21 protein-coding genes and 1 riboswitch are annotated in these 19064 nt (G+C 35.8%); of the genes, 16 read left to right on the top strand and 5 right to left on the bottom strand.

Annotated elements, in window-relative coordinates; genetic code table 11:
* The first annotated feature begins 3 nt into the window (after window positions 1-3).
* From MKY00_RS20730 to MKY00_RS20675, 12 genes are all read left to right on the top strand, one after another.
* A complete protein-coding gene (locus MKY00_RS20730) occupies window positions 4-1323 on the top strand; it encodes a dihydrolipoamide acetyltransferase family protein (protein WP_000257678.1) in 1320 nt (439 codons plus the stop codon).
* Window positions 1324-1664: 341 nt separating this feature from the next.
* On the top strand, window positions 1665-2843 hold the full coding sequence (locus MKY00_RS20725; protein ID WP_016718455.1) for an FtsW/RodA/SpoVE family cell cycle protein: 1179 nt from the start codon (window positions 1665-1667) through the stop codon (window positions 2841-2843).
* Between the two features lie 105 nt (window positions 2844-2948).
* Window positions 2949-3653: a DUF421 domain-containing protein gene (locus MKY00_RS20720; protein ID WP_000550966.1), complete on the top strand. Its 705-nt coding sequence runs from the start codon at window positions 2949-2951 to the stop codon at window positions 3651-3653.
* Window positions 3654-3722: 69 nt separating this feature from the next.
* Window positions 3723-4187, top strand: coding sequence for an NUDIX hydrolase (locus tag MKY00_RS20715; protein WP_011040653.1), 465 nt, complete (start codon window positions 3723-3725; stop codon window positions 4185-4187).
* Window positions 4188-4306: 119 nt separating this feature from the next.
* Complete coding sequence (locus MKY00_RS20710; protein WP_000366594.1) at window positions 4307-4714, top strand: YjdF family protein; 408 nt, start codon at window positions 4307-4309, stop codon at window positions 4712-4714.
* Window positions 4715-4857: 143 nt separating this feature from the next.
* Window positions 4858-5271 carry a BrxA/BrxB family bacilliredoxin gene (locus MKY00_RS20705; RefSeq protein ID WP_001998211.1) on the top strand — a complete coding sequence of 138 codons (414 nt, stop codon included), beginning with the start codon at window positions 4858-4860 and terminating at the stop codon, window positions 5269-5271.
* A 295-nt stretch (window positions 5272-5566) separates the two neighbouring features.
* Window positions 5567-6346, top strand: coding sequence for a transporter substrate-binding domain-containing protein (locus tag MKY00_RS20700; protein WP_016718454.1), 780 nt, complete (start codon window positions 5567-5569; stop codon window positions 6344-6346).
* A 36-nt stretch (window positions 6347-6382) separates the two neighbouring features.
* The gene (locus MKY00_RS20695) at window positions 6383-7042 is read left to right on the top strand and encodes an amino acid ABC transporter permease (RefSeq protein ID WP_001046921.1); all 660 of its coding nucleotides are present in this window, start codon (window positions 6383-6385) and stop codon (window positions 7040-7042) included.
* The gene (locus MKY00_RS20690) at window positions 7035-7757 is read left to right on the top strand and encodes an amino acid ABC transporter ATP-binding protein (protein ID WP_000590225.1); all 723 of its coding nucleotides are present in this window, start codon (window positions 7035-7037) and stop codon (window positions 7755-7757) included. Before MKY00_RS20695 ends, MKY00_RS20690 begins: the two co-directional genes overlap by 8 nt.
* Before the next feature lie 100 nt (window positions 7758-7857).
* Window positions 7858-8826, top strand: a complete 969-nt coding sequence (locus MKY00_RS20685; RefSeq protein ID WP_016718453.1) for an aromatic acid exporter family protein — start codon at window positions 7858-7860, stop codon at window positions 8824-8826.
* Window positions 8827-8842: 16 nt separating this feature from the next.
* Complete coding sequence (locus MKY00_RS20680; RefSeq protein ID WP_001146556.1) at window positions 8843-9403, top strand: L,D-transpeptidase; 561 nt, start codon at window positions 8843-8845, stop codon at window positions 9401-9403.
* A 66-nt stretch (window positions 9404-9469) separates the two neighbouring features.
* The gene (locus MKY00_RS20675; RefSeq protein ID WP_000281165.1) at window positions 9470-9709 is read left to right on the top strand and encodes a DUF3894 domain-containing protein; all 240 of its coding nucleotides are present in this window, start codon (window positions 9470-9472) and stop codon (window positions 9707-9709) included.
* A gap of 72 nt (window positions 9710-9781) precedes the next feature.
* Here MKY00_RS20675 and prli42 read toward each other — a convergent pair whose 3' ends face one another.
* On the bottom strand, window positions 9782-9874 hold the full coding sequence (prli42, locus tag MKY00_RS20670; RefSeq protein WP_000549038.1) for a stressosome-associated protein Prli42: 93 nt from the start codon (window positions 9872-9874) through the stop codon (window positions 9782-9784).
* A gap of 190 nt (window positions 9875-10064) precedes the next feature.
* Here prli42 and MKY00_RS20665 point away from each other — a divergent pair, with 190 nt between their 5' ends.
* Window positions 10065-10610 carry a GNAT family N-acetyltransferase gene (locus MKY00_RS20665; RefSeq protein WP_001993297.1) on the top strand — a complete coding sequence of 182 codons (546 nt, stop codon included), beginning with the start codon at window positions 10065-10067 and terminating at the stop codon, window positions 10608-10610.
* Between the two features lie 127 nt (window positions 10611-10737).
* On the top strand, window positions 10738-11856 hold the full coding sequence (locus tag MKY00_RS20660; RefSeq protein ID WP_000609808.1) for a tripeptidase T: 1119 nt from the start codon (window positions 10738-10740) through the stop codon (window positions 11854-11856).
* Window positions 11857-11900: 44 nt separating this feature from the next.
* Here MKY00_RS20660 and MKY00_RS20655 read toward each other — a convergent pair whose 3' ends face one another.
* Complete coding sequence (locus MKY00_RS20655) at window positions 11901-12101, bottom strand: hypothetical protein (protein ID WP_016718452.1); 201 nt, start codon at window positions 12099-12101, stop codon at window positions 11901-11903.
* Between the two features lie 142 nt (window positions 12102-12243).
* Here MKY00_RS20655 and MKY00_RS20650 point away from each other — a divergent pair, with 142 nt between their 5' ends.
* Window positions 12244-13482, top strand: a complete 1239-nt coding sequence (locus tag MKY00_RS20650) for a DNA polymerase IV (protein ID WP_016718451.1) — start codon at window positions 12244-12246, stop codon at window positions 13480-13482.
* Between the two features lie 41 nt (window positions 13483-13523).
* On the opposite strand, the gene MKY00_RS20645 is transcribed toward MKY00_RS20650, so the two are convergent.
* The 3 genes from MKY00_RS20645 to MKY00_RS20635 all read right to left on the bottom strand — a co-directional run bounded on the left by MKY00_RS20645 (window position 13524) and on the right by MKY00_RS20635 (window position 17941).
* On the bottom strand, window positions 13524-14225 hold the full coding sequence (locus MKY00_RS20645; protein WP_029141190.1) for an MgtC/SapB family protein: 702 nt from the start codon (window positions 14223-14225) through the stop codon (window positions 13524-13526).
* 75 nt (window positions 14226-14300) lie between these two features.
* Window positions 14301-17006: a magnesium-translocating P-type ATPase gene (gene mgtA / locus MKY00_RS20640; RefSeq protein WP_016718449.1), complete on the bottom strand. Its 2706-nt coding sequence runs from the start codon at window positions 17004-17006 to the stop codon at window positions 14301-14303.
* A 331-nt stretch (window positions 17007-17337) separates the two neighbouring features.
* Window positions 17338-17505, bottom strand: a riboswitch (M-box (ykoK) riboswitch).
* A gap of 184 nt (window positions 17506-17689) precedes the next feature.
* Window positions 17690-17941 (bottom strand): DUF3932 family protein, encoded by a 252-nt coding sequence (locus MKY00_RS20635; protein WP_014893524.1) that lies wholly within the window; start codon window positions 17939-17941, stop codon window positions 17690-17692.
* A 189-nt stretch (window positions 17942-18130) separates the two neighbouring features.
* Here MKY00_RS20635 and rnz point away from each other — a divergent pair, with 189 nt between their 5' ends.
* Window positions 18131-19054 carry a ribonuclease Z gene (rnz, locus tag MKY00_RS20630; RefSeq protein WP_000397447.1) on the top strand — a complete coding sequence of 308 codons (924 nt, stop codon included), beginning with the start codon at window positions 18131-18133 and terminating at the stop codon, window positions 19052-19054.
* Window positions 19055-19064: the final 10 nt, after the last annotated feature.

Genomic DNA, 19064 nt, shown 5'->3' with positions numbered 1-19064 from the left:
TACATGGCTGTAGAAAATATTACAATGCCTCAGCTCGGGGAGAGCGTTACAGAGGGTACAATTAGTAAATGGCTCGTGAATGTTGGCGATCACGTAAACAAATATGATCCGCTTGCAGAAGTAATGACTGATAAAGTAAACGCTGAAGTACCATCTTCTTTCACTGGTATTGTGAAAGAGTTAATCGCTAGTGAAGGTGATACGTTAGCTGTAGGTGAAGTAGTTTGTGTAATTCAAGTAGAAGGCGCAGATGAAGTAGCGGCAACAGCTGTTGAGGAAAAAACAAAAGAAGAACCAAAGGCAGAAGTAGCTACGCCTGAAAAAGCACCGAAAGCAAAACAACCAACTGATGGAAAACCTCGTTTTTCACCAGCTGTGTTAAAACTTGCGGGTGAGCATAACGTTGATTTAGATCAAGTAGAAGGTACGGGGGCAAACGGCCGTATCACTCGTAAAGATATTTTAAAGCTAGTGGAATCTGGAAATATTCCGCAAGCAGGTGCGGCGAAGAAAGAGGAAGCGGTAGCAGCAGTAGTAGAAGCGCGTCCAGAAGCACCAAAAGCAGCGCCAGTAGCGCAAAAAGTAGAATCTGCGAAACCAGTTTCTGTACCAACAATGCCTGGCGATATCGAAATTCCAGTAACAGGTGTGCGTAAAGCAATTGCAGCGAACATGTTACGTAGTAAACACGAAGCGCCACACGCTTGGATGATGATTGAAGTAGATGTGACAAACCTTGTGTCATACCGTAATTCAATTAAAGGTGATTTCAAAAAGCGTGAAGGCTTTAACTTAACGTTCTTTGCTTTCTTCGTAAAAGCAGTAGCACAAGCGTTAAAAGAATACCCTCAAATTAATTCAATGTGGGCTGGCGATAAAATCGTTCAGAAGAAAGATATTAACCTTTCTATCGCTGTTGCAACAGAGGACGAACTATTTGTACCAGTAATTAAACATGCGGACGAGAAGACAATTAAAGGCATTGCTCGTGAAATTACAGAACTTGCAGGAAAAGTACGTACGAAATCGTTAAAAGCGGACGAAATGCAAGGCGGAACATTTACAATCAATAACACAGGATCATTCGGTTCTGTTCAATCTATGGGTATTATTAATTACCCACAAGCGGCTATTTTACAAGTTGAATCAATTGTAAAACGCCCAGTAATTATGGATAATGGCATGTTTGGTGCTCGTGACATGGTTAACTTATGTTTATCACTTGATCACCGTGTACTAGATGGCTTAATTTGTGGTAAGTTCTTAGGACGTGTAAAAGAAATTTTAGAAAATACGTCAGAAAATAATACATCTGTATATTAAATAAAAAGCTCGCTTATGCGAGCTTTTTATCATCCTATTTCTTCATCTACATCCTACTATATATATAATACCTTTCCCAGTAATCTTACAATGAACGATTATGTATTAGGAATTTATGAAAATACATTGCTGATATATGGTATATGGATATAAAATAAGAAAAGAATAATTTTTTTGGCAAATCTTACTGATGAAACTGTAGTATAATATATTGTATTGTATGAAAAAGAGAGTTATTCTATATAAGTGTTTTATAGATAATGTGTAATCAGTCGTCAAAACATGAAGAATGTTGACTCCTGGTTTTTTATTTTGCTGTAACAATGTTTCAGGAGGATGTCATGAAAAGAAGTACCGAGTTTCTAAAAAGTTTAGATGTAAAATTAATATTAATTTTGTTAGCATTATGTGTTACGAGTATAGCTGCTATATATAGCAGTCAGCAAACTGGCCAATATGGAGAGGCAAACTTTGCAATGAAACAGGGTTTGAACTACATAATTGGGGTTGTATTGTTATTGCTTGTTGCAAGCATTGACTTAGATCAATTACAAAAATTGTCTTGGCCACTTTATATCGTTGGATTTGCTTCACTTATTCTTTTGAAAATACTACCGGTTTCCACTTTCACACCTGAAAAATTAGGTGCAAAAAGATGGTTTGTATTTCCGTTAGTTGGACAAATTCAACCATCTGAGTTTTTCAAAATTTCATTGCTTCTCGTGGTAGCAAGTATAGCAGTGAAACATAATGCGCAGTATATGGCAAGGACATTCCAAACGGACTTAAAATTAGTAGGTAAAATTGTACTAGTATCCCTCCCACCTATTGCTGTTGTATATAGCCAACCGGATACAGGGATGGTGTTCTTATATGCTGCTGCCATTGCATGTATTTTATTCATGTCAGGTATTCAGAAGAAATTGATAGCGTTATGTACAGTTATTCCAGTCACCATACTATCTACGTTAATATTTATTTACGTAAGGTATGAGGATTTCTTCTTTAATAAGTTAGTTACGCTACTAAAACCGCACCAACAATCACGTATTTTAGGTTGGTTAGATCCATTTGAACATACAGATCAAGGTTATCAAACACAGCAATCAATTTTAGCTGTAGGTAGTGGCGGTATGGAAGGGAAAGGGTTTGGCGAAGGGAACGTTTATATCCCTGAGAAGCATACAGACTTTATTTTCGCTACAATTGCCGAAGAAGGTGGATTTATCGTAGCAGCGTTAGTTGTATTCTTGTTCCTATTACTACTATATAGAACAATTATTATCGGTTATTCTGCTGATAATTTATTCGGTACATTATTATGTGCTGGATCGATTGGGATATTAACGGTTCAAATATTCCAAAACATCGGTATGATCGTTGGATTAATGCCTGTAAAAGGGATTGCATTACCTTTCTTATCTTATGGGGGAAGTTCCTTATTCTCGAATATGATTATGATGGGGCTCATATTATCGGTACGGAAAACGTATAAAAAATATATGTTTTCAGTTAAGTAAAAAAAGCTGGTTCGTTTTTAAACGAACCAGCTTTTTTACATATATACGCATAAACGTTGCAAACTAAAACGGACTAGCAGTTTGGGATGTAAGGAGTGCAAAGTGATGCATATGCATATTTTTGAGGGAGCACGGCATCTTTCTAATAGTGAATGGGTTATTCGGGCTATCATAGCATACATATTTTTAATATTAGTTGCGAAAGCAATGGGACAAAGATCCATCGCGCAACTTCGTTTTTTAGATGTTGTATTAGTGTTATTGCTTGGTGGGAATATTTCTAACGCATTGTCTGATGAAAAAGTAGGATTAATGGGCTCGATGATTACAACGTTTATACTCGTTGTACTTCATATTATAAGTTCAGTTTTAATGTTGAAATGGGATAGATGGAGACGCTTTTTAGAGCCAGCACCTATCATTCTTATACACAACGGCTCCATTGATTTTAGCAATTTGAAAAAAGCGAGAATTACGGTGGAATATTTATTTTCAGAACTTCGTATGCGAAATGTGAGCGATATTCAAACGATCAAATTAGCATTATGGGAAGCGAACGGTGTCGTTTCTATATTTCGGTATCCAGAATATGAGGCAGCTTCCCGGCTTGATCTAAAAGTGGCGGGAAAAAAATCTCCAGTCTCGTTTGTATTAGTAAAGGATGGGAGCATTCAGCAAGATGTTCTTGCTTTATTAGGGAAAACAGAAGAATGGGCGAGAGAATTTCTAGAGAAAAACGCAGAAGTTGAATCCATTTTGTTAGCTACAGTAGATGAAGCACATAAAATAAATATTTTGTTAAAAAAATGAAAAATATACGCATTTTGTCGTTTCATACATATGATACAATAGTGTGGACAACGAAAAAGGAGGGATACGATGGGATATGTAGAAGAATTACGGAAAATAGTTGGTCATCGCCCTTTAATTTTAGTTGGTGCTGTTGTACTCGTTATAAATGAAAATAGATATGTATTATTGCAACAAAGAACAGAGCCTTACGGAAAATGGGGGCTGCCTGGCGGATTAATGGAGCTTAGTGAATCCCCAGAAGAAACTGCTTTTCGTGAAGTATACGAAGAAACAGGAATAAGGGTGAAGAACCTACGATTAATCAATGTGTTTTCTGGAGCGAACTATTTTACAAAATTAGCAAACGGTGATGAATTTCAATCTGTAACGACTGCTTATTATACGGACGAATACGATGGAGATTTTGTTATGAACAAAGAAGAAGCGGTTCAGCTTAAATTCTTCCCACTAACAGAACTACCTGACTATATTGTTGGGTCGCATAAAAAAATGATTAGTGAATATATGAAGATTATGGAAAAAAAGATATAATAATAGTGAAAGAAATACAAAAACACAGTTCTGGTTGGTAGTCCAGACGCATGATTTCATGTCAGTAACCTTCCCCTCCGGGATGTCCCGTATTTCTAATTTTTTTAGGGGGGCTGTCAATGGATTTGACAGTATATCACGATGGCCAATTTTTTGTTGGAATCATTACATGTAAAGAAAAAGGGAAGTTGTATGGAGCGAGGTATATTTTTGGAACGGAACCTTCAGACGAAGAAGTGCTTATATTTGTGAACGGTTCAATGTTAGCGTATTTTCAGCACTTTGCAAAATGTGGCGTGGAAGTGAAAGAAAAACAGCGTCCCAAAAATATAAAGCGGATCATACGACAAGCAGCAAAAGAAGTAAATGTAAACCGCTTTACTAAGGCACAAGAGGCAATTAGCTTATCTTATGAACTGCATAAACAAGAAAAGAAAGTGCAATCTAAGGAGAAGCGAGAGGCTGAAAAACAAAGAAGACGTTTAATCAAAGTACAAAAAGCAAAGCAAAAACATCGTGGTCATTAAGAAAAGGTGTTAGAGCAAGAGCTCTAACACCTTTTCTATGCTGAAATACAAGTAAACTTACTTGTATTTCACAAACATTAACTGGTAAGATACAAATAGGTAGTTTTAGAGGAGGGAAAAGATTGATTAATTTTAACTTTTTTATGAATGATGTTGTCCGCCAAGCGCGTGAAGAGATTGTCTCTGCTGGATATACAGAATTGACGACGCCAGAAGCAGTAGACGAAGCGTTTAAAAGAAATGGAACAACACTTGTAATGGTAAACTCTGTATGTGGTTGTGCAGGCGGTATTGCTCGTCCTGCTGCTGCGCATTCTGTACATTATGATAAACGTCCTAACCACCTTGTAACGGTGTTTGCAGGTCAAGATAAAGAAGCGACAGCAAGAGCTCGTGAATATTTCGAAGGGTACCCACCATCTTCTCCATCATTTGCTTTATTAAAAGATGGAAAAATTGTAACGATGGTAGAGCGTCATGAAATTGAAGGTCATGAACCGATGCAAGTTATTGCAAAACTACAATCGTATTTCGAAGAGAATTGCGAAGAACTATAATCAGTGGAGGTGGTTCATCCCAACGGATTATAAGTCCTTATAAAAATAAATGAAAAGGCGGTACGTCCACATTCAAGTGGATGTACCGCCTTTTTTTATTTCGTATTAAAATTTGTGGGATATGCATAGTTTTGTTATTTTATGCATCTTTTTATACATAAATAACGGTGTTTTAACTTGTTTTATATTTATTTTTATTTTATATATTGCATAAAAATAAAAGTACTGATACAATACAAACATCGAATAAATATTCTATTAAACTTTTAAATATACATTATTAGGGGGAAGAAAGATGAAGAAGTTATTATCAATATCGTTTGCACTTATTTTAATTGTAAGTATGTTCAGTGCTTGTAGTAATGGGGAAGAAAAGGCTACTGGAAAAAATAAAAAAGTACTGGTTATGGGGACTTCAGCAGATTATAAACCATATGAATACGTAGAAGCTTCAAAAAGTGATGAAATTATCGGCTTTGATGTTGATGTTGCTAAATATATCGGAAAAGAACTTGGTTATGAAGTGAAAGTGAAAGATATGGATTTTGGTGGTTTATTAGCATCTCTTAGCTCAGGAAAAGTTGATTTCGTAATGGCAGGTATGACGCCAACTGCAGAGCGTAAAAATAATGTTGATTTCACAGATATTTACTTTGTTGCGAAAAACATGATTGTTTCTAAAAAGGACTCTAACATTCAATCTGTAGAGGATTTAAAAGGGAAAAAAGTAGGGGTACAAACAGGGTCTATTCAAGAAGAGAAAGCAGCAGAATTTAAAAAACAAGTAGATTTCAAAGTTGAGGGACGTGACCGTATACCAGAAATCGTACAAGAAATTAAAGCTGGTCGTTTTGACGCTGCAATTATAGAAGATACAGTTGCTAAAAATTATTTAGAAAAAATGAAAGAATTACAAGGAATTGAAATTAAAGAAGCACCAGAAGAAGTAGGAGCAGCAATTGCCCTTCCGAAAAACAGTGACAAAACAGCTGAATTTAATAAAGTAATTAAAAAAATGCAAGAAAATGGAGAAATGGATAAATTAGTGAAGAAATGGTTTGGCAGCGAAAAATAAGCTGCCTTTCACTTTTCTGTGAGGGGAATGAAAAGAATGAACTTAGATTTTTCGGCGATTACGCCTTCGATACCGTATATATTAAAAGGTCTAGAAGTTACTTTGAAAATTGTAGCAGTATCAGCTTTAGCAGGGTTTCTTTTAGGGACGTTATTAGCACTTTGCAAAATTGCTAGAATACGAGCATTAAATATAGCGGCAGATCTTTATACATCAATTTTCCGTGGTACACCACTTGTATTGCAATTAATGATTATTTATTTCGGTGTCCCGCAAATAATTGGTTATGAAATACCGGCATTCTTAGCAGCTGTACTTGCATTTAGCTTAAATTCAGGTGCATATATGTCAGAAGTAATCCGCGCGGGCATTCAAGCGGTTGATAAAGGACAAACAGAAGCAGCGATGGCTTTAGGAATTCCATACGGAAAAATGATGCGAAATATCATTTTTCCTCAAGCTTTAAAAAATATATTACCGGCACTTGTAAACGAGTTTGCGACACTTACGAAAGAATCGGCTGTAGTAACAGTAATAGGCGCAACGGATTTAATGCGCCGTGCTTACATCGTAGGCGGGGAGACATTTAAATATCTTGAACCATTACTTTTTGTTGGACTCATTTATTATATGCTAGTCATTATTCTTACATTAGTCGGGAAGGCAATTGAAGGGAGAATGAAGAAAAGTGATTAAAATTGAAAACCTTCATAAATCATTTGGAAAAAACGAAGTATTAAAAGGAATTACAACAACGATTGGAAAAGGGGAAGTAGTAGCGATTATTGGACCGTCTGGATCAGGGAAATCAACATTTTTACGTTGTATGAATGTGTTAGAAGCACCGACAAATGGTCACATTTGGATTGGAACGGAAGAAGTAACGAATCCGAAAACGAATATTATGCACGTCCGTGAAAATGTCGGAATGGTATTTCAGCATTTCCACCTATTTCCTCATATGACTGTATTAGAAAATATTACGTATGCTCCTATCAATGTAAAAGGAGTAACGAAACAAGAAGCTGAAAAGAAAGCCGAAAAACTTTTAGAAAAGGTCGGCTTATTAGATAAAAAAGATACGTATCCGAATCGTCTTTCTGGCGGACAAAAGCAACGTGTAGCAATTGCAAGAGCGTTAGCAATGGAACCAGAAGTAATGTTATTTGATGAACCGACATCAGCACTAGATCCAGAGATGGTAAAAGAAGTGCTAGAAGTTATGAAATCATTAGTTACGACAGGAATGACAATGGCAATTGTTACACATGAAATGGGATTTGCAAAAGAAGTAGCAGATCGCGTTCTCTTTTTAGATGGTGGAAAACTTGTAGAAGATAGTGCGCCAGCAGAATTTTTTGCAGCACCGAAAAGTGAGCGTGCGCAACAATTTTTACAAAAGATATTGTAATATGTAACGGTTACGTGAATAATAAGTAGAAAAGGATGACATTGTGTCATCCTTTTTTTATACTGATTGTAAATACGTTTATACATATAGGAGCAATGCTATGTTCAAAATTGGATACCGTACAGTAAAAACAGCAATAGGGACAGGCGCAGCCGTTTTTATTGCTCAGTTATTAGGATTAGAATTTTATAGTTCAGCGGGTATTTTAGTTATATTATGTGTACAAAATACGAAACGTAAATCACTTCAAGTATCGTTACATCGTTTTTTAGCTTGTGTATTATCAATGGTGTTCGCATTTTGTATTTTTGAGACAATTGGATATACACCACTAGCAATTAGCGTATTATTACTTACATTTATTCCGACTGCAGTTATGCTTAAAATTCAAGAAGGTATTGTCACGAGTTCAGTTATTGTGATGCATCTATATTCATTGAAACAAATTACATGGCTTATTGTTGGAAATGAAATTGCGATATTAACGATAGGGATTAGCGTGGCTCTCTTAGTGAATATGTATATGCCAAGTAGTGAAAATAAACTAAAAGAGTATCAAGATAAAATAGAAAGTAATTTTAAAACGATTTTGTTTGAAATGGTTGTGTATTTACGAAATCGAGAAAGTAGTTGGAGCGGGGCAGAACTTATTGAAACTGAACAGATGCTAAATGAAGCTAGAGATTTATCGTTTAAGAAACTTGAGAATGCATTTATGCGAGAAGATGACTATTACTATCGTTATTTTAATATGCGCATGCAACAATTCGAAATTTTAGAGCGAATGATTCCGTTAGTAGCTTCTTTATCGTGGACATATGAACAAGCTGACATGATTGCCGATGTGGTTGAAAACATTAGTAATGCTATTAGCCCTCAGAGTACCGGGGTTATTTCTTTAAGACAGCTTCAAGAAATGAGAGAATTATTTAGAGAGATGCCATTGCCGGCTACACGTGAAGAATTTGAGATACGTGCGAAACTTGTTCAACTTGTATACGAAATGGAACAATATTTACTCATTAAAAGTCGTTTTAAGGGAAAGGATAATATAAAAGAACTTATATAGAAGGTAGGAATTATTTATGCCGTATCTTCTCTCTTTCCTATTATGTCTTTCTTTATCGCCTATTTGGCCCCTTGGTGATAATCCACGTGCCGGTGATCCTTTTATTATTGTAAATAAAGCGACGAATAAACTAGCTTATATTGACGATGGGAAGATTCAAAAGGTTTTTCCAGTCGCGACAGGAAAAACAAATGAATTAACCCCAGAGGGAACTTTTGATATTGTAATGAAAGCAAAGGATCCGTATTATATTGCAAAGGATATTCCAGGGGGATCACCGAAAAATCCACTTGGATCTAGGTGGATGGGATTTAATGCACGAGGAACTGATGGGAGTAAATATGGAATACATGGAACAAACCAACCGAGTTCAATTGGAAAGTATATTTCACAAGGGTGTATAAGAATGAAGAAAAATGATGTGGAGTATTTATTTGATCGTATTCCAATTGGAACGAAGGTGTGGATTGTAAAATCGAAAAAATCATTTCAGCAATTGGCAAAAGAAAAAGGAGCCATTGCATATGAAAAAGCCAACGAAAAAGTTGGTTTTTTCTATTGTAATAAGTTGTCTTGACATGTGTACATAACCATGCGTTAATGAGAGTATAGAAAGATTAAATTAGATAAAGGAGTTGCTCATATGTACTTGAATCCAAAACTTTCGTATATGCAGTTTTTTATGGGATTTCTATTTATTATTACATTCATATTGGCAACTTTTAATATATGTTCTTATCTTGTAGCGATTGTATGTATGGCATTACTTAATCTTACTTTTGTTATTGGGGCATTTCAGCAGAAACAATATACAAGTTTTGTGATAGCACTTGTAATGTCATTTTCCTTTAGCATTGTAGCGATTGTGCTTTACATAAAATAAACCATCTCGATTTCGAGATGGTTTATTTTATTATGTGTAAAAAGTAAAAAAAGGACGAACAGATCGTCCTTTTTACCAAAACATACTTGCGCCAGCAAGTAATGTTGTTACAAGCATAGAAATTAGCATTACATAAATCATAACTTTTTGAGCTTTTTTATGCATCGTTAAACCTCCTTGCAAATCAGTACAATATCATTGTAACGAGAAATGATATTGTGGACAAGGGGGAGAGAAATGACAAAATTCGAGAAGTGTGTGTAAAGTATAACAGGAAATTTGTATGTACGTAGAGAATATATAAGAATGATAGGGTATAAGTTTTTTGTTATGCAAGCTGAAGAATGGAGATACGATGATGAAAATATATGAAACAAATCGTTTACATTTAAGGGAAATTGATGAGTCGTATGCTGAAAAAGTTCTTCAATATTACGACAGAAATCGTGAATTTTTAAAAGCCTGGGAAGAGTATAGACCGGATGATTTTTTTACGTTAGATTATCAAAAGAAAAAGTTACAAAAGGATAGAAAAGAGATCGCAGAAGGTAAAATCATCAGGCTTTGGATTTTTAAAAAAGGTGATGATACGAAAATAATTGGATGTATTTCATTTAATTTAATTGTTCGTGGAATTTACCAATCTTGTGTACTCGGCTATAAATTAGATAAGGAAGAGTTAAACAAAGGTTATACGACAGAAGCGCTTAGAAAAGCGATTCAAGTTGCTTTTGAGGAATTTCAATTACATCGTATAGAAGCACCGATTATGCCACGAAATTTAGCATCTATACAAGTCGTGACGAAGATAGGTTTTCAGTATGAGGGCGTGTCTAGGAAGATGTTAATGGTTAATGGAGTGTGGGAAGATCATATGCGCTGGGTATTGTTAAATGAGTAATAGAAAGCAGATGGTTATCTAGACATATAAACCGTCTGTTTTTTGTCTTGTATTTCGAAACTTTTGCGAAATTCTGTTATAATTAATAGTGTTACATACATAATGGTAGTGCAGGAGGCGCAGTCTTATGATTAATCAAGAACGTTTAGTAAATGAATTTATGGAGTTAGTACAAGTAGATTCTGAAACGAAATTTGAAGCAGAAATTTGCAAAGTATTAACAAAGAAATTTACAGATTTAGGTGTAGAAGTATTTGAAGATGACACAATGGCTGTTACTGGGCATGGTGCAGGTAACTTAATTTGTACATTACCAGCAACAAAAGATGGTGTTGATACAATTTACTTTACTTCTCATATGGATACAGTAGTTCCTGGTAATGGAATTAAGCCTTCTATTAAAGATGGATATATCGTATCAGATGGTACTACGATTTTAGGTGCAGATGATAAAGCAGGATTAGCATCCATGTTCGAAGCAATCCGTGTTTTAAAAGAGAAAAATATCCCTCATGGTACAATTGAATTTATTATTACAGTTGGAGAAGAATCTGGTCTTGTTGGTGCAAAAGCATTAGATCGTGAGCGCATTACTGCGAAATACGGTTATGCATTAGATAGCGATGGAAAAGTTGGTGAAATCGTTGTTGCAGCTCCAACACAAGCGAAAGTGAATGCGATTATTCGCGGGAAAACAGCTCATGCTGGTGTAGCACCAGAAAAAGGTGTATCTGCAATTACTATCGCAGCGAAAGCAATTGCGAAAATGCCACTTGGCCGTATTGATTCTGAAACAACTGCAAATATTGGACGTTTTGAAGGTGGTACACAAACGAATATCGTTTGCGATCACGTACAAATCTTTGCAGAAGCGCGTTCTTTAATCAATGAAAAAATGGAAGCGCAAGTTGCGAAAATGAAAGAAGCATTTGAAACAACTGCAAAAGAAATGGGCGGTCATGCAGACGTTGAAGTAAACGTTATGTATCCAGGATTTAAATTTGCTGATGGCGATCACGTTGTAGAAGTTGCAAAACGTGCAGCTGAAAAAATTGGTCGTACACCTTCTCTTCACCAAAGTGGTGGCGGAAGTGATGCAAACGTAATTGCAGGACACGGCATTCCAACAGTTAACTTAGCAGTTGGTTATGAAGAAATTCATACAACAAATGAAAAGATTCCTGTTGAAGAATTAGCGAAAACAGCAGAATTAGTTGTTGCAATTATTGAAGAAGTAGCGAAGTAATGTAATAGAAAAAGCGTGTAAATCACAACTGATTTACACGCTTTTTATTTTGATTCGATTGCTTTTACAAGGCGGATAAGCCAATACAAGAAAATCCATGGCAGTATGTAAGTTGTTACTACATGGACTAGGCGAGGGAGAAAACCAGCTATGTTAATATCAAAAATAGGAAGAAGTAAATAATTGATTGCGACGATTAGTATAATTACGAGAAACGTATAATTGAGTTTATCAGTCGATTTCATAATAATCACCCCTGATTACAAATATATCCACTTTGTTTAAATTATAGCAATAAATATGATAGAAAAGAACAAGTAATTATTATAATTATTGTGCAAAATTTGATATAATAAAAGAACGAATGTTCTAGTTGGGGGGAGTACTATGCGAGAAATGTATCCGAAAAAGGGCCGTGTTATTTTACATGTAGATATGAATTGTTTTTTTGCATCTGTTGAAATTGCTCATGACCCATCATTACAGGGGAAGCCGTTAGCGGTTGCTGGAAATGAAAAAGAAAGAAAAGGAATTATCATCACATGTAGTTATGAGGCGAGAGAATATGGAATACGTACAACGATGCCACTTTGGGAAGCAAAAAGGTTATGTCCACAATTAGTTGTAAGGCGCCCTAATTTTACATTATATCGTGAAGCTTCATTTCAAATGTTTCAAATCCTTTCCCGTTTTACGGAAAAAATACAACCAGTATCAATAGATGAGGGATATTTAGATATTACAGATTGTTACGCACTCGGTTCGCCTCTTGAAATAGCAAAGATGATTCAGCAAGTGTTATTAACAGAGTTACAGTTGCCGTGTAGCATCGGAATTGCTCCAAACCTTTTCCTAGCAAAAACAGCTTCTGATATGAAAAAGCCTCTCGGTATTACCGTGCTCCGAAAACGAGATATTCCAGAAATGATTTGGCCGCTTCCGGTTGGAGCGATGCATGGAATTGGAGAAAAAACAGCTGAGAAATTAAAAGATATTCATATACAAACAATTGAACAGTTAGCAAAAGGAAATGAACATATCATTCGCGCTAAAATTGGAAAGCATGGTGTTGATTTACAAAGAAGGGCAAAAGGTGTGGATGATAGAGAAGTTGATCCGAGTCAAATGGGACAACATAAAAGCGTTGGTAATTCGATGACTTTTTCAAAGGATATGGATGAAGAAAAAGAATTACTTGATATGTTAGAAAGGCTATCAAAATCAGTGAGTAAAAGATTACAAAAGCGAACTCTTGTCAGCTATAATATTCAGATTATGATTAAGTATCATGATAGGCGGACAGTAACGAGGAGTAAGCAATTGAAAAATGCCATTTGGGAAGAACGAGATATTTTTCAAGCGGCCTCTCGTTTATGGAAGCAACATTGGGACGGCGATTCCGTTCGTTTATTAGGTGTTACAGCTACTGAAATAGAGTGGAAGACTGAATCGGTGAAGCAATTAGATTTGTTTTCATTTGAAGAAGATGCGAAAGAAGAGCCGCTACTTGCTGTCATTGATCAAATTAATGATAAGTATGGAATGCCGCTTTTACAACGAGGTAGTCAATTATTACGTAAGCAAGAAAAGTCTTTTCAGCAAAAATTAGAAAATAAGTTTATGTAGAAGGTGTCATGAAGCTGTAAATATCATGACACCTTTTATGTTCAACTTGCTTCTAAATCTAATGAAGTTTTCCAACCAGCTGCAGTAACGCCAGATTCTAATAGCATTCTGCTCACTATTTTTTCAATTAAGACTGCTGTATTTGTGTTGCAGTGTAATGTCGCTTGTATACATACTTTTTGATTAGAATCTACGTCTTCACTATACAATTCTTTTAAACCAATGCCTTCAGAACTTACCATATGCATAAGTAAAAAACGAATATGGGCTTCATGTTCTTCTGAACAAGTGAGAGAAAGTAAGTAGTTCGTTTGTTCAGGTGATTCTTCTTTTGATTTTTGATTCATAAAGAGAGCGATTGGGCGAAGTAGTATGTTTGCTAGTAAAACACCAGCTGCACCTAATATAGCTGCAATGAGGAAACCAGCGCCTGTAAGAGTACCAACAGCAGCTGCGCACCATAGGGTAGCCGCAGTATTAAGCCCCCTAATACTAAAACCATCGCGGATAATAACGCCGCCTCCTAAAAAACCAATCCCACTGACGACTTGAGCGGCAATACGTGAAGGGCTAGCATCGTGATCAATCATGACGGATAATAAAACAAATATACAGGCACCAAGTGATACGAGAGCATTTGTCCGTAGCCCAGCCATCCTATGTCTCCATTGTCGTTCCATTCCGATGCAAGCACCTACAAGAATTGCAATAAATAATCTTAGTACAATGTCATACCATACCATCATGGTCACCTCCATACATATAAGTCCAAGTTATGTTTTTGAGAATGAGCGGGAAGCACCCGCTCATTCTCATTTTTATAACCAGCTATGAAACTTTTTAATATAAATTTTTTTTAGGAACTGTGTTAAGAAAGCATAGCCTAATAGTATTCCTATTAACCAAGGGAAATAGCTAAGTGGTAATGCTTGTAATCCAACGGCTGCTCCAAGTGGCGAGAATGGAATATAAATTCCGATTACCATAATACAAGCGGTTAATAAAAGAACCGGTACTGATGCAGTACTTTGAATAAACGGAATCTTCTGTGTTCTTATCATGTGAACAATTAAAGTTTGTGTTAGCAATCCAACGACAAACCAACCAGATTGGAATAATGATTGTTCGCTAGCTGTATTTGCACCGAAGACGTTCCACATGACCACATAGGTGATGATATCAAATACGGAACTAATGGGACCGATGCAAATAATGAAGTTCCGTAAATTTGCAGTATCCCATTTTCTTGGTTTTTCTAAAAACTCTTTATCCATTTTGTCCCAGGGGATAGACAGTTGTGAAATATCATAAAGTAAGTTTTGAATTAAAAGGTGAATGGCAAGCATCGGCAAGAAAGGAATGAAGGCACTTGCTACTAACACACTAAATACATTTCCGAAGTTAGAGCTCGCTGTCATTTTAATGTATTTCAAAATATTACCGAATGTAGTGCGTCCTTCTAAAATACCTGCTTCTAATATCATTAAACTTTTTTCAAGTAGAATAATATCGGAAGACTCTTTTGCAATATCAGTTGCAGTATCAACAGATATGCCAACGTCAGCTTCCCGTAACGCTACGGCGTCGTTAATGCCATCTCCCATATAACCTACAGTGTGTCCGTTTCCTTGTAATACTCGTATAATGCGAGATTTTTGCATTGGATTTAGTTTAGCAAAAACAGTTGTTTCTTCGGCTAGCTTTGCTAATGCTTTATCAGGTAAAGCATCGATTTCGTAACCAAGGATAGGCTCGCCAATATTTAATCCAACTTCTTTACATACCTTTTTTGTCACGATTTCGTTATCACCAGTTAAAATTTTTACTTGTACACCATGTTTTTGTAATGCTTGAATGGCAGTAGCGGCAGATGGTTTCGGTGGATCTAAAAAGCCAATATATCCAGCGAGAATCATATCATTTTCATCTTGTACGGCGTACTCTTTATTATTTGTTGGTCTATTTTTTTTATAAGCTACAGCAATAACGCGCATACCTTCACTATTCAAAGTCTCACTTAGTTGTTTTACATGTAAGCGCATGTCATCGGTAAGAGAAGCAATTTTGCCATCTATTTCAGTGTAGTTGCAAATAGATAAAATTTCTTCTACAGCCCCTTTACAGACCATTGTATGTTCACCTGAATTGTTTTTTACAATGACGGACATACGCCGACGAGCAAAGTCAAATGGAATTTCATCTAGTTTTTGAAAAACGGATGGATCAAATTTTTGAATTTCTTCTGTATGTTTTATAACAGCTTTATCTATTAAATTTTTCAATCCTGTTTGATAGAAGCTATTTAAATAGGCAAAGTGTAATACACGATTACATGTATTACCATTAGGATCTAAGTGCCGAACAAGTACAACTTTATCTTCTGTTAAAGTTCCTGTTTTATCGGTACAAAGAATGTTCATAGCACCTAAATTTTGAATAGAATTCAGCTGTTTTACAATTACTTTCTGTTTAGACATGTTAACGGCACCTTTAGCTAAATTAGCAGTCACAATCATTGGTAACATTTCAGGTGTTAGACCAACTGCGATTGCAATAGCGAAGAAGAAAGCTTCTTGCCAATCCCCTTTTGTGAATCCGTTAATGAGAAGAACGATAGGTGCCATAATAAGCATGAATGTAATTAAAAGCCAGCTTACTTTGTTTACACCTTTATCAAAGCTTGTTTCTACGCGCTTACCGATTACTTTATTTGCTAAAGAGCCAAAATACGTATCGGTACTTGTGGAGATGACAACCGCTCTTGCGCTACCACTTACAATATTTGTCCCCATGAAGCAAAGATTTTCCATATCGAGTGGATTGTAATTTTTTTTCGTGCTTTTCGGTAATAGATGTTTATTTTCTGTATGATAGCAGTTTTCGTATTTTTCTACAGGAAGTGCTTCTCCTGTTAAAGAAGATTGGTTCACAAATAAATCTTTAGCCGATAAAATACGCACATCAGCTGGAACAATGTCTCCGGCTGAAAGTGAAATAATATCGCCAGGTACAAGTTCCTCAATTGGAATTTCCGTTGGATCAGTTCGCTTCAAAATTTTTACATTTTTTGTTTCGTGTACAAATCCATCTATTCTAAAGACACTCGCCGTTGTTCGGACCATAGCCTTTAACTGATCCGCAGCTTTTTGAGAACGAAATTCTTGTAAAAAGCGAATCGTTGCACTTAGCATTACCATTACAGATACGACAATAGTTCCTTGTATGTCATCTGTGAAAAAAGAAAGTGCGCCGAGAGCTAATAAAACAAAAATAAATGGATTTTTAAATGCCAGCAGAAATTGAATGTACCACGGTGATGTTTTATTATGAGCTATTTCATTAAGGCCATATAAAGAAAGTCTACGAGACGCTTCTTCTTTAGAGAGTCCATTTTCTGTTGTTTCTAAAAGTCGTAACGCTTTGTTTGCATCCTGCGTTGCGACTTCCACTAATAATTTGTGATTTGTTTTCATACAATCTTGATCGTATGAATGTTTCGTTTCTTGTCTTAGTAAATTTAACATCGGTAGTTCCTCCTTTTTCATGAAGGAGGAAACAAGCTGTTACTCGACTATTTAAAATTAGGAGGAACAGTTTCTTTCCTACCTACATGATGAAATATTAACGTAAAACATATGGGTATCTGGGCCGAATCATCAATTGCCAACTGTTCCTCACCTCCGTACAATTTAGTAGTTTCTGAATATGCTATGTTTGTTTCATAGTAAGGTGCATATATACGTAAAAAGACCTTTACTCAAAACGAGTAAAGGTCTGAATTCGCAGTTAAAAGAGTCCACAACAAAGACTGTTAGTAAGCATAAATCAAAACAGTTTTTGTGTATGACAAAATACATGCACCTCTCCCTCGTTGAGTTTTAGCACTGTATAGCATAGGTACTGAAACCAGCTACGTTAAAAAAGGCCTTCATTCCGACCTTTCTTGTTGACCCATTGGCGTCTCTCGACATTTTTGGGCAGCAGCGTTTCTCTATACAGGAGCCTCACCTAACAGAGACCATATTCAATTACATGTTGAATGTTAGCACTGAAATTTTGTAGTGTCAACATATTTTTTGAAAACTCAAATAGATTTATCTTGGCTATATAGTAGGAAATAAGCGGAGTTTTTTTGAAATAAGGTTGGAAAATAAATATTGTAATGAACATAATAAAAAGCACTGATCACAGTGCTTTTTGTTATAGATTATGAGATTGTAACATTTTCAAAAATAACAATCTCTGAACTGTTTGCAGTTGAAACGCGTTGTGCATAATATGTTAAAGCTGAAGAAATATATGTTGGTAACGAATCATTTGTATGTGTTGTTGTATATTCATGGATTAACTCTTTCAAAGTCGTCCATTCTAATTGTGCTGGGTGATCAGACACGAAAGAACTTACCCAGCGATCAAATGAAGATGAAAAATCAGTTTGTAAACGAAATGCTTCTTTCATAATAAAACGCTCCCTTAAAATGTAGTATAATCATTTTAACATAAAACACGAACGATATCCAAATTTTTTGAGTATAATGTTCGTGATATATAGTTGTCTAGATGATTGGTTATGTAAATTCGATTTGCCATTTGAAATAACATTCCGTAAGATGAAAGGTAGATTATATAAAGAGCTGGAGGAAAGAAAGTGGAATTTGTATTTTTAGGAACTGGTGCAGGTGTTCCTTCGAAAGGAAGGAACGTTTCAGCAATTGCTTTGCAATTGTTAGAAGAACGAGGACAAACTTGGTTATTTGATTGTGGCGAGGCGACGCAACATCAAATATTACATACATCAGTACGTCCACGCCGCATTGAAAAAATATTTATTACGCATTTACATGGTGATCATATTTTTGGATTGCCTGGTTTATTAGGAAGCCGTTCGTTTCAAGGAGGGACTACACCTTTAACAGTGTATGGACCAAAAGGAATTAAACAATTTATTGAAGTAGCATTATCAGTAAGTACGACACATGTAAAATACCCACTTGAAATTGTTGAGATAACAGAAGAAGGTACCGTGTTTGAAGATAATGAATTTCATGTGGAAACGAAAAGATTGTCACACGGTATTGAATGTTTTGGGTATCGTATTATAGAGAAAGATATACAAGGCGCCCTTTTAGTCGATAAATTGCTGGAGATGGGTGTGAAACCAGGTCCACTCTTTAAGCGTTTAAAAGATGGAGAAGTGGTTGAATTGGAAAATGGTACGATACTAAACGGACAAGATTTTATCGGCCCACCTCAAAAAGGAAGAATTATTACCATTTTAGGTGATACAAGATTTTGTGAAGCGAGTAGAGAGCTGGCACAAGACGCTGACGTACTAGTTCATGAAGCAACTTTTGCGGCAGAAGATGAACAACAAGCGTATGATTATTTTCATTCCACATCTAAGCAAGCTGCGAGTATTGCACTTCAGGCAAATGCAAAACGATTAATATTGACTCATATTAGTTCTCGTTATCAAGGGGATACATATAAGGAATTATTGAAAGAGGCAAGAGAGCTATTTTCTAATACAGAAATAGCTACGGATTTAAAATCATTTCCAGTAGAAAGATAATAATGATATG

Origin of the sequence: Bacillus sp. FSL R9-9834, assembly GCF_038006905.1 — a bacterium.
Taxonomy (GTDB): domain Bacteria; phylum Bacillota; class Bacilli; order Bacillales; family Bacillaceae_G; genus Bacillus_A; species Bacillus_A pacificus.
This window is presented reverse-complemented; position numbering and strand designations above follow the sequence as displayed.

Coding starts and splice junctions, on each gene's coding strand:
- MKY00_RS20650 (WP_016718451.1), top strand. CDS start 12,244: ATGCGAGAAATGTATCCGAAAAAGGGCCGTGTTATTTTACATGTAGAT.
- MKY00_RS20715 (WP_011040653.1), top strand. CDS start 3,723: ATGGGATATGTAGAAGAATTACGGAAAATAGTTGGTCATCGCCCTTTA.
- MKY00_RS20700 (WP_016718454.1), top strand. CDS start 5,567: ATGAAGAAGTTATTATCAATATCGTTTGCACTTATTTTAATTGTAAGT.
- MKY00_RS20680 (WP_001146556.1), top strand. CDS start 8,843: ATGCCGTATCTTCTCTCTTTCCTATTATGTCTTTCTTTATCGCCTATT.
- mgtA (WP_016718449.1), bottom strand. CDS start 17,006: ATGTTAAATTTACTAAGACAAGAAACGAAACATTCATACGATCAAGAT.
- MKY00_RS20725 (WP_016718455.1), top strand. CDS start 1,665: ATGAAAAGAAGTACCGAGTTTCTAAAAAGTTTAGATGTAAAATTAATA.
- MKY00_RS20685 (WP_016718453.1), top strand. CDS start 7,858: ATGTTCAAAATTGGATACCGTACAGTAAAAACAGCAATAGGGACAGGC.
- MKY00_RS20675 (WP_000281165.1), top strand. CDS start 9,470: ATGTACTTGAATCCAAAACTTTCGTATATGCAGTTTTTTATGGGATTT.
- MKY00_RS20645 (WP_029141190.1), bottom strand. CDS start 14,225: ATGGTATGGTATGACATTGTACTAAGATTATTTATTGCAATTCTTGTA.
- MKY00_RS20635 (WP_014893524.1), bottom strand. CDS start 17,941: ATGAAAGAAGCATTTCGTTTACAAACTGATTTTTCATCTTCATTTGAT.
- MKY00_RS20655 (WP_016718452.1), bottom strand. CDS start 12,101: ATGAAATCGACTGATAAACTCAATTATACGTTTCTCGTAATTATACTA.
- MKY00_RS20660 (WP_000609808.1), top strand. CDS start 10,738: ATGATTAATCAAGAACGTTTAGTAAATGAATTTATGGAGTTAGTACAA.
- MKY00_RS20730 (WP_000257678.1), top strand. CDS start 4: ATGGCTGTAGAAAATATTACAATGCCTCAGCTCGGGGAGAGCGTTACA.
- MKY00_RS20720 (WP_000550966.1), top strand. CDS start 2,949: ATGCATATGCATATTTTTGAGGGAGCACGGCATCTTTCTAATAGTGAA.
- MKY00_RS20705 (WP_001998211.1), top strand. CDS start 4,858: ATGAATGATGTTGTCCGCCAAGCGCGTGAAGAGATTGTCTCTGCTGGA.
- prli42 (WP_000549038.1), bottom strand. CDS start 9,874: ATGCATAAAAAAGCTCAAAAAGTTATGATTTATGTAATGCTAATTTCT.
- MKY00_RS20695 (WP_001046921.1), top strand. CDS start 6,383: ATGAACTTAGATTTTTCGGCGATTACGCCTTCGATACCGTATATATTA.
- MKY00_RS20710 (WP_000366594.1), top strand. CDS start 4,307: ATGGATTTGACAGTATATCACGATGGCCAATTTTTTGTTGGAATCATT.
- MKY00_RS20665 (WP_001993297.1), top strand. CDS start 10,065: ATGATGAAAATATATGAAACAAATCGTTTACATTTAAGGGAAATTGAT.